This is a genomic window from Kitasatospora sp. NPDC056076 (assembly GCF_042266305.1).
In the GTDB taxonomy this organism is placed as follows: domain Bacteria; phylum Actinomycetota; class Actinomycetes; order Streptomycetales; family Streptomycetaceae; genus Kitasatospora.
In genome coordinates, this window is the sequence record NZ_JBHJWG010000033.1 from 1 (window position 1) to 11,112 (window position 11,112).

The window sequence follows — 11,112 nt, forward strand, 5'->3', positions numbered from 1 at the left end:
GCTGGTCAGCGCGAGCACCAGGGCGGCGGCGAGCGCGGCGGCCAGCGGCCCGGCCCGCAGGGTGCGGGCCGGGCGCCGGCTGTCCGGGCGCTCACTGTCCGGGCTCCCGTGGCCCGGGCTCCGGCTGTCCGGACCACGGCTGTCCGGGCTCCGGTTGTCCGGAGCCTCGGCGAGGTCGGCCGAAGTCACCGCCTACTGCCCGTTCTTGACGAGGTCGGGGTGGACGGTGGCGGCGATCTGCCGGACGGCGTCGGCGTTGCGCACACCCGCGATGGTGGTCACCTCGGAGCCGAGCCGGACGAAGTGCCCCTCCTGGACGGCCTTGAGGCCCTGGGTCGCCGGGAAGCCGCGCAGGAACGCCTCGGCGTCGTCGAAGGCCTTGCGGGTGTCCTCCTCGCTGCCGCGGTTGCGCACGGCGAGCTGGATCCAGTCGGGGTTCTTGGCCACCACGTCCTCCCAGGAGCCGGGCTTGAAGTCGGCGTCGCAGTCGGCGAAGACGTTGCGGGCACCGGCCTGGGTGATGACGGCGTTGGCCACCTGCCGGCCGCAGACCGCGACCGGCTGCTTGGTCCCGGCGTCGAAGTCGAAGACGAAGTAGCTCGGCCGCTTGTCCTCCGGGACGGCGGCGAGCGCGGTGCGGACCCCGCCGATCTGCTTCTCCATCCCGGTGACGAGTTCCTCGGCCCGGGCGCCGGTCCCGGTGACGGCGCCGAGGCGGCGGATGTCCTCCTCGATCCCGGCGAGGTCGGTGCGCGGCGCCTTGGCGGCCTTCGGGGTGCCGGCGCAGGCGGTGGAGAGCAGGTAGACGTGCTGGATGCCGGCCGCGGCGTACTCGGCCTCGCTGGGCCCGGTGGCGCCGCCGCCCATCATCGGCATCGCCCCGAAGGTGTCGACGTAGAGGTCGGCGCCGGAGCCGAGGAGCTTCTCCTTGGGGATGGTCCTGTCGCCGAGCACCGGGACCTTGGCGCCCTGCTCGGCGAGCGCGGCCGGCAGGGTGCCCTTGCCGGGCGGGAAGCCGGTGCCGATCACCCGGTCGCCCGCGCCGAGTTGGAGCAGCAGCTCCAGGCTCGACGCGTTGCTGGTGACGATCTTCGTCGGGGCCTTGGCTATGGTCGTCTCCTTGCCCGCGCAGTCGGCGACCGTGACGGGGTAGGCAGCCCCGGCGGGGGTGGCCTGGGCGGTGAGGGCGGCGCTGCCACCGCCACCGTTCCCGCCACCGCCGCTTCCGCAGGCCGTGGCGAACAGGGCGACGGCGGCCGCGATACCGCAGACGACGCGAGGGCGCATGAGGACTCTCCTGGTCGGTGATCGTGCTGAGGGCCCGCGCTGCGGACCCGGACCAGGTAGTCGGGCGGGGCCCGCACCGGGTTCCCGGGACTTCCGGGACTTCCGGAGCTTCCGGAGCTTCCGGAGGCCCCCGTACCCGGTGGTCGCGCATAGGGTGGCCGGGTGGCAGACCTCACCGACCCGCACGACGACCTCGGCCTGCCCGTACGGCTCGGGCCGCTGCCGCCCCGCCGGGTGGTCTCGCTGGTGCCCTCGCTGACCGAGGCCGTCGCCGCCACCGCGCCCGGCCTGCTGGTCGGCGCCACCGACTGGTGCAGCCACCCCGCCGAACTCGCCGTCACCCGGATCGGCGGCACCAAGAACCCGGACGTGCCGGGCGTCCTCGCGCTCGGCCCGGACCTCGTGATCGCCAACGACGAGGAGAACCGCCGCCCCGACCTGGAGGCGCTGCGGGCGGCCGGGGTTCCGGTGTGGGTCACCGACATCCGCACCCTGGACGACGCCTTCCGCTCGCTGGACCGGCTGCTCACCGTCGCCTGCCGACTGCCGCGCCCGGCCTGGCTGGACGAGGCGGAGGAGGCGTGGCGGGACGTCCGGCCGAGCGGTGACCGCGGCCCGCGGGCGGTCGTGCCGATCTGGCGCCGCCCGTGGATGGTGCTCGGCCGCGACACCTTCGCCGGGGACCTGCTGCGCCGCCTCGGCCTGCGGCTCGTCCACGCCGAGCACCCCGAGCGCTACCCGGCCGTGCCGCTGCCCGAACTGCTCGCCGACCGGCCGGACCTGGTGGTGCTGCCGGACGAGCCGTACCGCTTCACCGCCGAGGACGGCCCGGAGGCCTTCCCCGGCATCCCGGTCGCGCTGGTCGGCGGACGGCACCTGACCTGGTACGGGCCCTCGCTCGCACAGGCCCCGGCCGTCCTCCGGCGGGCGATCGAGCACCCGTTCGTCCAGGGGGAGACGACCGCACCATAGGATGACCGCCACTCGCCGGGATCACGGGATCACCGGCGACGAGTGGGGGGACCACCAATGAAGTTGCGCACCACCCGGCGGGCCACCGTCCTGGTGTCGGCCGTCGCCGTGTCGACCGCCGTCCTGGCGGGCTGCGGCACCGAGAGCGGTGACAAGCACCCGAGCGCCGGATCCGGCACCACCCTCACCGCGGCCTCCGCCGCGCCGACCGACACGTCGAGCGCGAGCCCGTCCGCGAGCACCACCCCGACGCCGAGCGCCTCCGCCTCCGCGAGCCCCGACGCCTCGCACAGCCCGAGTGCCGGCCCGAGCAAGGCCGCAAAGGCCTCGCCCACCACCCCGAGCGGCAACGCCCAGAGTGGAAACGCCAAGGGCAGCGGCGGCACCGCGGCCGGCGCGCCCGCCACCCAGCCGCCGGTCGAGAAGCCCGCCATCCCGGCGCCCGTGCCGACCGCCAAGCCCGGCGCCGTCGCCCTCCCGGCACCGCCCGCGCCGCCCGCCGGCCACGTGCCCCCGGCGCAGAGCGGCTGCCAGCCCAGCAAGCCCCAGCCGGACGAGGCCAAGCCCGCGGTCGCCGCGGCGCTCACGACGGCCGCCGGCCAGTCCCGGGTGCTCAACCTCAGCTCGGGCGGCACCGACAAGCTCCCGCCGCTGCCGGTCAACCTGGTCAAGGCGATCGCCTGGCAGGAGAGCGGCTGGCAGTCCGGCATCCTCGCCTGCGACGGCGGGATCGGCACCATGCAGGTCATGCCCAACACCGTCAGCTGGATGAACGGCAAGTACGGCACCAGCTCCGACCCCAAGACCCTCACCGGGAACGTCCAGCTCGGCACCCAGCTGATCGACTGGCTGGTCGCCTACTACGGCGACTCCTCCTTCGGCGGCAAGTACGACCTCTCCCCCGACCCGGCCACCGGTAAGACACCGCTGCTCGACCTGGTCATCTCCGCGTACAACGCGGGCGCGGGCAACGTGCACTACACCACCGTCACCGACCCCACCTCGGGCGAGGTCGTCGGCAGCCTCGACATACCGAACCCGAAGTACGTCGCCAACGTGAAGGCGCTGATGGCGAGCCAGCCCTGGAACAAGGCGGGCTGACCGCCCCTTCGCAGCAGGACCGGCAGACACGGCGCAGGGCCCGGGACGCGATCGCGTCCCGGGCCCTGCGTGTCCGGCTGCCGCCCGGACGTCAGCCGCGCGCGGCGGTGACGGCGGCGCCCAGCGCCTCCTTGATCCGGGGGCCGAGGCGGGCGAAGCCCAGCTCCTTCATGGCCGCACGGAGCAGCTCCTCGTCGCTCCGCCCGGTGCCGTCACCGTCGATCCAGCGGACGACGGCGAGCAGCTCGTCCGCCGAGTAGGCGGTCACGGGGCGGCCGGGGGTGAAGTCCGGCTTCGCGGGACGGCCGGTGGCCGCCTCGGCGACGGGCTCGGGCTCGACCTCGGCGACGGCCTCGACGGCAGGGGCCTCGACCACGGCCTCCGGCTCGGCAACCGGCTCCTCGACGGCAAGCTCGGGCTCGGGCTCGGCGGCGGGCGCCTCGGCAACTACGACCGGAGCCTCCTCGACGACCTCGACCTCGGCCACCGGCTCGACGACCTCGACGACCTCGACGACCTCGACGACAGGGGCCTCGACCACGGCCTCCGGCTCGACAACGGGCTCCTCGACGGCCTCGACCTCGACGGCGATCTCGGGCGCGACCTCGACGGCGGGCGCCTCGGCAACAGCCTCGGCCTCCTCCTCCGCTACGGCCGGAGCCTCCTCGACGGCGTCGACCTCGATCGGCGACTCCTCGACCTCAGCGGCCTCGGGCTCGGCGACCTCAGGCTCAGCGGCCTCGGGCTCGGCGACCTCGACGGGTGCTTCCGCGATCACCTCCGGCTCGACGGCGATCGCGACCTCGACGGCCTCGGCCTCAACTTCGGCCGCGGCCTCGACCTCGGCCTCGGCCTCGGCAGTGACCTCGACCTCGGCGGCAGGCTCCTCGACCTCGACCGACTCTGCCTTCGCCTCGTCCGCTTCCTCCGCGACCTCGTCCGCCGTTGCGGCCTCGGCCAGGGCGGCGGTGGCGGCGGCCACCAGGTCGTCAGCGGCCGGGGAGGGCGCCGGGAGGGAGACCACGGCGACCGGAGCCTCCTCCTTCTCCTCCTCCACCGCAGCCGACTCGGCCTCGACGTCCGCCTCGGCCTGGAACTCGTTCACGGCCTCCGCCGAGGGGTCGGCGTCGGCCTCGGCCTCGACCTGGGCCTCGGCCTCGGCCTCGGCCTCGGCCTCGGGCAGCTCGGTGTCCGTCTCCTCGGTGTCCAGCTCCTCGGCAGCCGGCTCCGCGACGACCGGCTCCGCGGCCGACGACCCCGCCAGCCCGTCCCGCTGCCCGCCCGCGAGCGCCTGCCGCGCCGCGTACGCGGCCTCGGCGGCGCGGCGGTCGGCCTTGGCAGCGGTGAGTTCGGCGAGCAGGTCGGCGAGGCCGGCCTCCTCCAGGGTGGCGCGCAGGCCGCGGATGGTGGGCAGGCGGTAGAGGGTGCCCTCGTCGGCGGCGAGGCGTTCGACCAGGTCGGCAAGTTCCGCGAAGGCGAGCCCGTCGAGGTCGTGCTCGGGCAGCAGTCGGGCGAGGCCGCGCAGGCCGGTGTTGATCGGCTCGAAGGCCTGGGCGGTGCGCTCGACCAGGCTGCCGTCGGCGGGCACGCGCGGGAGGGTGCCGGCGGGGGCGACGGCGGCCCACGCGCGGCGCTCGATCTCGGCGGAGGTGAGCGCCTCGTGCAGGTCCTCGCGGCGGACCTTGCGGTCGTGGGCGAGGGCGGCGGCCTGCTTGCGCAGCGAGCGGCCGCGCAGCCAGGACAGCTTGACGCCGTTCTCGCGGCGCCAGGTGCTGTCCGCGGTGGCGGCGGCGAGGGCGACGAGGTCGGCGTCGTACGCGGCGTCGGTGAGGGTGGCGGAGGTGCGGCGGACCCGCTGGAGCATCTCGACCAGCAGCGCGGTCTTGGCCACGGTGTCGGGCTCGTCCAGCTTGACCTCGGCGGCCATCGCGGTGACGGCTTCCCAGGTCTGCTGGAGGTCGCTGCCACGGAGTTCGGCGAGCGCGGTGGAGGCGGCGCGGGCGTCCTCGGGGGTGGCGACGGTGTCGACGGCCGCGTACCAGGCGTGGGTGTCGGCGCTGAGCGTGAAGGCCCCGAGTTCGGCGTAGCGGCCGAGGTCCTCGCGGAGGTCGGGCTCCGCAGCGGCGTCCTGGGGGTCCTTGACGTCTGCGGCGTCGGCGACGTCCGCCGGGTCGGCTGCGTCGGCGTTGCGCGAGTGAAGCACTGTCATGTGAGGTCCGGTTCTGGGCGACGACGGCGGGGCTGACGGCGAGGGGGCGGCGGCCCGGGTGCACGGGGCCCCTGGGGCGGGACCGGGGGGCGTGCGGGTCGGACCGCCGGTTGTGGAGGCCCAGAATACGGGTGCCCGTTCGAGCCTTGCACGCACCCACCGCCGGACGGACTGGTGTCGTATGCCGTACCGCCCGCCTGGCCGCTACTCGGGAGGGCCACCCGGGTGGCCCGGTGCTGGTCCGGACGGGTGGCCGGGGTGCTCCGTCCGGGGCGGGCCCGGCTCGGGTGGAGCGGACCGTCGGAGCCGGTCGAGCGGGACGGTGCGCAGGCCGCGGCCGGGCCGGGTGGGCGGCGGGTGGTGGCCGGCCCGGCCGAGGGCGGCCAGGTCGACCGGCGCGAGGTAGGCGTGGAGCGCGGTGCGGTGCCACCAGGCGCCGGTTTCGCGCAGTTCGCGCCATCCGGTGAACCGGTAGAGGTGGAGGGTCGCCCGGACGTGGGTCGGCGGGGCGTCGGGGAAGGGGTTGTGGCGCAGCAGCCGCAGTGTCGCCCGGTCGCCGGCCAGCAGGCGGGCGACGAAGGGCAGGAACCAGGGCCGGGCGTAGGCGGGCGAGATGCCGGCGAACCACATCAGCCAGTCCAGGCGCAGGTGGTAGGGGGCGTACTGGCGCGGAAGGCGGCGCACGTCGCCGGGTTTGCCCTTGAAGCCGTACTCGCGCCAGACGGTGTGCGGGGTGACGACGGCCTCGTCGGTGCCCTCGACGACGACCTCCCGGCGCAGACGGTTGACGCTGCCGAAGGCGCCGTAGGTGTTGACGAGGTGCAGCCGGTTGAAGGAGCGGTTCATCACCTGGCCCCGGGAGAGCAGGTTGCGCACCGGCCAGTAGCTGAGCACGAGGACGGCGGCGGTGACCGCCATGACCACCGCCTGGTACCAGACGGGGGCGTCGGGGACGGTGTGGGCGCGGACGGGCAGGCCGAGGCGGGCCGGTTCGACGGCGGCGAGCGTGAGCACGACGGTCAGCCAGTTGAGCCAGGCGAAGTTGCCGGAGGCGATCAGCCACAGCTGGGTGGCGATCACGGCGCAGGCGGCGTAGCTCGCGACGGGCTGCGGGAGCAGCAGGCCGATCGGAACGAGGAGTTGGACGACGTGGTTGGCCGCCACCTCGACCCGGTGCAGCGGGTCGGGCAGGTGGTGGAAGAACCAGCTGAGCGGTCCGGGCATGGGCTGGGTCTCGTGGTGGTAGCGCAGGCAGGTCAGGTCGCGCCAGCAGCTGTCCCCGCGCAGCTTGATCAGCCCGGCGCCGAACTCGACCCGGAAGACCAGCCAGCGCATCAGCCAGAGCACGGGGGTGGGCGGGGCGGTGTCGGCGTTGCCGAGGAAGGCGGCGAGCGAGCCCGCTTCGAGCAGCAGCGACTCCCAGCCGAAGGAGTACCAGGTCTGCCCGACGTTGACGATGGAGAGGTAGAGGGCCCAGAGCACCGCCCACACCGGGATCGAGGCCCAGAGCGGGAGGACGTCGCCGAGGCCGGCCGCCACCGCGGCGGCCAGTGCGGCGCCGGTCAGGGCGACGGCGGTGAAGAAGCGGTCGCTGTAGTGGAGGTGGAAGAGGCCGGGCGAGCGGCGGAACGGGACCCGGGCGGTGAAGCGGGGCACCGGGAGCATGCCGTCGGTGCCGATGAGGGCGCGGAACTGCGCGGCCGCGTTGAGGAACCCGATCAGGTAGAGGCCGGCGAGCAGGCGTTGGACGAGCAGTCGGCTCAGCCAGTAGTCGGGGGCGGCGAACCAGTCCATCCAGTCCATGCGGCCCATGCCTACCACCGGCGGACCGGCGGCGGACGGCGGCTCGCTGGTTGCGGCCCGGCCGGGACGGCGGGCCCTACTGGGACAGCGCTCTCGGCCGGGAGGGCGGGTCCGGCCGGGACAGCACTGTGGCGGGGAGCCTCTCCTCGGGGGTGAGAGGCGCCCCGCCACAGTGGTGGGCAGTGCGGGTGGTGCGATGGGCAGTGCGGTTGATGCGGTTGGCGCGGTTGGCGCGGTTGGCGCCGTTGATACGAGTGGTGCGAGTGGTGCGAGTGGTTCGGTTGGTGCGGTGGCCGGTTGCGCCCGGGCGCCGTGCTGCCGCGCACGAGCGGCGGTCGGCCGCTCAGCTCGGCAGGACGAGTCCGGTGCCGCCGGCGATGCCCGGTCGGCCGGTCGCGGTGGCCGCGCCGTTCTGCTGGAGCCGGTCGACCAGCAGGGCCGCCAGGGTGCCGAGTTCCTCCTCGGTGCGGGACTGGGCGGTGACGTCCATGCCGACGGTGAGGACGCCGTTGACCTGGCCGGTGCGCGCGGTCCGCAGCGGGGTGCAGGTGAAGCTGAAGATCTGCTGGATGCGCTGTGCCTCGGGACGGCCGGACTGGATCCGGACGTCGTTGAGGACGGTGGCCCGTCCGGTGTGGAAGGCCTCCGCGACGGCCTGCTGGAGGCCGGCCGCGCCGAGCTGGGGGTAGGCGGTGCCGATCGAGCCGTACGCCACCGGGGCGCCGAAGGTTTCGGCGTGCTGGGCGTTGGCGTAGCGGATCTCCTGGCCGGGGCCGTCGGTCAGCATGATGGGGAACGGGGAGCCGTCGAAGGCGGCGAACATCTCCTGCTGCTGGGCGAGCAGGTTGTCGCGCAGCCGGATCTCGGAGAGCAGCGCCTCGGCGAGGTGCTGGATGTCGCGCAGCCGCTCGCGTCCCCACTGCCGGGGTTCCCGGTCGAGGACGCAGACGGTGCCGATGACGGTGTTGGTGTCGTCCACGAGCGGGGCGCCGAGGTAGGCCCGGACGCCGAGTTCGTCCACGACCGGGTTACCGGCGAACCGGGGGTAGGCGAGGATGTCGTCCAGTGCGAGGGGTGAGCGCTGGGCGACCACGTGCGGGCAGAAACCGTGACTCATCGGCATCTGTCGGGTGGGGAGGTCGAAGGCGATGCCCCGATCCGCCCAGGACGCGCCTTCTTCGGCCGCCAGGTCGGAGGAATTTGGCGGAATGTAGAGCCCCCGGAACATCTGGCGCTCGTCGTTGATGAAGTTGACCATCGCGATGGGAGCGCGGGTGATGCTGGCTGCCAGGTGGGCGAAGCGGTCGAAGGCCTCGTCCGCGGAGGGTTCGTTGAGACCCAGGCTGCGCAGCCTGCGGGTCCGCTCGGATTCCCCGGCAGCACTCGGGAACTGGCCTTGAGTGCTCATCACATCAGTCATGGCGCACATGTAATCAGACATCCGGGCGCCGCGGTGCTACCGGTACCGGCCACCGACGTTGCTGATGGACAGTCAAAGCAGCATGTGAGCGACCACGGGCGCTCCGGCCGAGGGGGGAAGGTCAATCCCCTCCCGACCCCCTGGCAAAACCCGCCCCGAAGCGGACGGGCCGAATCCCGCCATTCCAAGATCCACTATGTATGGATCCCATGTGCCCATATGACAATGAGCCCTGCCGAAGACACGGACGGTAGTTCCCCGGGCCCCACGGGAGCGCCGCCCCTGGGGTCCGTCTTCAAACTCCCGTCGTCCGCCCGGAGGGCGGGCGGGGCGGCGTTGGGGTGCGTGCATCGCAAGGCGGAGGAGGGAGCCCAATGCAGCGCATTGGCGACCGACGACAACGCGGCGAGGCGCGTGCCCCGGCGTCGGCCCGCAGACGGGAGTTCGAAGACGGACCCCAGGTCCGCATGCACCGATGGCTTGGAAGCGATCGGCACCGCCACACCTCCACACCCCCACCCGAACCCTCAGGGGGAGCGGCCGGAGCGGCATCTACGGCATGAACGGGAGGCACGACACCCACCGGAATGAGAGGACCAAGCATGGCGATGGACTACTTCACCGACGAACGACACGAGAGCCTCCGGGCCGAGGTGCGTGAGTTCGCGGAGAAGGAGGTGCGTCCTCAGGTGGCCCGGATGGAGGCCGACCGGGAGATCGAGTTCGAGCTCTCGCGGGAGATCGCCCGCCGCGGCTGGATCGGCGTCACGATCCCGCGCGAGTTCGGCGGCCTGGGCCTGGGACACCTCGCCAAGACCGTGATCGTCGAGGAGCTGGCGCGGGTCAGCGGTGCGATGGGCGCGATGGCGCAGGCCTCCCAGCTCGGCGTCGCCAAGGTCATCCACTTCGGTTCGGACGCCCAACGCCGGGCGTGGCTGCCGAAGTTCGCCTCCGGGGAGTGCCTGCCGACGATCGCGGTCACCGAGCCGGAGTCCGGCGGCCATGTGCTCGGCATGGGCGGCACCGCGCGTCGCGAGGGTGACGAGTACGTGCTGAACGGCCGCAAGGTGTTCGTCGGCAACTCGCACATCGGCGACGTCCACGGCGTGGTCTTCCGTACCGGCCGGGGCAGCAAGGGGCTGTCCGCCTTCCTGGTCGAGAGCGACCGGCCCGGCTTCCGCACCGGCACCGTCGGCACCCAGGGCGGCCTGCACGGGTTCAGCTTCGGCGAGCTCGTCTTCGAGGACTGCCGCGTCCCGGTCGGCAACCGGCTCGCCGAGGAGGGGCAGGGCCTCGACGTCGCCTACTCCTCCTCCACCCTGTACGGCCGGCTGAACCTGGGCGCCGTCGCGCTCGGCATCCACGTCGCCGTGGTGGAGGACACGGTGCGCTACGCCGAGGAGCGGGTGCTCTACGGCAAGCCGATCAACCAGCTGAACAGCATCGCCCTCAAGCTCGGCGAGATGCAGTCCCGGCTGATGACGGCCAAGTTGGCCGCCTACCACGCCTCGCACCTGCTCGACAACGGCAAGGCCTGCGACGCCGAGCTGATGAACGCCAAGCTGATCAACACCGAGTACGCGATGGACTCGGCACGTCAGGCGATGGAGATCTTCGCGGCGCGCGGCACCCAGGAGGAGCACAACATCATCCGCTACCTGCGGGACGCCACCCACATCTACGCCCCGGCCGGAACCTCGGACGTGCAGAAGCTGCGGCTCGGACAGGTCGCGACGGGCACCTACGGCAAGCAGTGGTCGGCCGAGCTGGCCGACCTGGCGAGCTGGGCGTGGACCGAGCTCAACGCGCTGGAGTCCGGGGCCTCCGGGGCCGCCCGCGCCGCCGGGGTCTCCCCGGCGGAGGAGCTGTACGGGTACAGCCCGCGCGGGGTCCGGGGCGTCCGGAGCGCTCGCGTGGTGCCGCTCTCCGCGGCGGGGTGATCCGCACGGAGGACCGAGCCGCACGGAGGACCGAGCCGCGCGGCGGGAGCGCCGGATCCGCAGCCGCCGCCCGGATGGTGGCGAACTTTCGGTATGGCGACGATTTGACCTGCTCCTGACGGCTCCCCGAGAGGCCCACCGACCTCCCGGGGAGCCGTCCCCGCTCCGCACCGACCGCGCTGAGCTGCGACGATCCGTCGGCGAACGCTCCGACCGGAACTGGCCGTTCCTGCCATCGCCCGTTCACATATCGTCAGTTGATGTTGCGATGGGGCCACCTGGGACTGATAGGTTTCCTGCCGTCGGCGGCCGAGCTGCACCCGCACGGACCGTGACACCGCGTCACCCCGTCCGGCGACCCCGGGCCTCGGCTCCCTGAC

Annotated in this window: 7 protein-coding genes and 1 pseudogene; 3 read left to right on the forward strand and 5 right to left on the reverse strand. The window is 73.5% G+C overall.

The annotated features are described in order from the left end of the window. Together ACFC1T_RS25155 and ACFC1T_RS25160 are read right to left on the reverse strand one after the other, a co-directional pair. Nucleotides 1–189, reverse strand: a pseudogene (locus ACFC1T_RS25155) (hypothetical protein); the annotation flags it as partial. A gap of 3 nt (nt 190–192) precedes the next feature. Continuing rightward, a complete protein-coding gene (locus ACFC1T_RS25160; RefSeq protein ID WP_375891978.1) occupies nt 193–1,287 on the reverse strand; it encodes an ABC transporter substrate-binding protein in 1,095 nt (364 codons plus the stop codon). Nucleotides 1,288–1,506: 219 nt separating this feature from the next. Between ACFC1T_RS25160 and ACFC1T_RS25165 the strand changes: the two genes are divergently transcribed. Both ACFC1T_RS25165 and ACFC1T_RS25170 read left to right on the forward strand, forming a co-directional pair. Continuing rightward, nucleotides 1,507–2,259: a helical backbone metal receptor gene (locus ACFC1T_RS25165; protein WP_375892110.1), complete on the forward strand. Its 753-nt coding sequence runs from the start codon at nt 1,507–1,509 to the stop codon at nt 2,257–2,259. A 57-nt stretch (nt 2,260–2,316) separates the two neighbouring features. Continuing rightward, the gene (locus ACFC1T_RS25170) at nt 2,317–3,360 is read left to right on the forward strand and encodes a transglycosylase SLT domain-containing protein (protein WP_375891979.1); all 1,044 of its coding nucleotides are present in this window, start codon (nt 2,317–2,319) and stop codon (nt 3,358–3,360) included. Nucleotides 3,361–3,451: 91 nt separating this feature from the next. Here the strand turns inward: ACFC1T_RS25170 and ACFC1T_RS25175 are convergent, their stop codons facing one another. The 3 genes from ACFC1T_RS25175 to ACFC1T_RS25185 all read right to left on the reverse strand — a co-directional run bounded on the left by ACFC1T_RS25175 (nt 3,452) and on the right by ACFC1T_RS25185 (nt 8,792). After that, entirely contained in the window at nt 3,452–5,569 is a 2,118-nt protein-coding gene (locus ACFC1T_RS25175) for a hypothetical protein (protein WP_375891981.1), read from the reverse strand. 204 nt (nt 5,570–5,773) lie between these two features. Next, the gene (locus ACFC1T_RS25180; RefSeq protein ID WP_375892111.1) at nt 5,774–7,363 is read right to left on the reverse strand and encodes a lipase maturation factor family protein; all 1,590 of its coding nucleotides are present in this window, start codon (nt 7,361–7,363) and stop codon (nt 5,774–5,776) included. A gap of 352 nt (nt 7,364–7,715) precedes the next feature. After that, a complete protein-coding gene (locus ACFC1T_RS25185) occupies nt 7,716–8,792 on the reverse strand; it encodes a GAF domain-containing protein (RefSeq protein ID WP_375891983.1) in 1,077 nt (358 codons plus the stop codon). A gap of 602 nt (nt 8,793–9,394) precedes the next feature. On the opposite strand from ACFC1T_RS25185, the gene ACFC1T_RS25190 reads away from it, so the two are divergent. Next, entirely contained in the window at nt 9,395–10,732 is a 1,338-nt protein-coding gene (locus ACFC1T_RS25190) for an acyl-CoA dehydrogenase family protein (protein WP_375891985.1), read from the forward strand. The last annotated feature ends 380 nt before the right edge of the window (nt 10,733–11,112 follow it).

Bases quoted from the DNA above. Each gene is read 5' to 3' on its own strand.
- ACFC1T_RS25175 (WP_375891981.1), bottom strand. From the start codon at position 5,569: ATGACAGTGCTTCACTCGCGCAACGCCGACGCAGCCGACCCGGCGGAC.
- ACFC1T_RS25185 (WP_375891983.1), bottom strand. From the start codon at position 8,792: ATGACTGATGTGATGAGCACTCAAGGCCAGTTCCCGAGTGCTGCCGGG.
- ACFC1T_RS25170 (WP_375891979.1), top strand. From the start codon at position 2,317: ATGAAGTTGCGCACCACCCGGCGGGCCACCGTCCTGGTGTCGGCCGTC.
- ACFC1T_RS25190 (WP_375891985.1), top strand. From the start codon at position 9,395: ATGGCGATGGACTACTTCACCGACGAACGACACGAGAGCCTCCGGGCC.
- ACFC1T_RS25180 (WP_375892111.1), bottom strand. From the start codon at position 7,363: ATGGACTGGTTCGCCGCCCCCGACTACTGGCTGAGCCGACTGCTCGTC.
- ACFC1T_RS25160 (WP_375891978.1), bottom strand. From the start codon at position 1,287: ATGCGCCCTCGCGTCGTCTGCGGTATCGCGGCCGCCGTCGCCCTGTTC.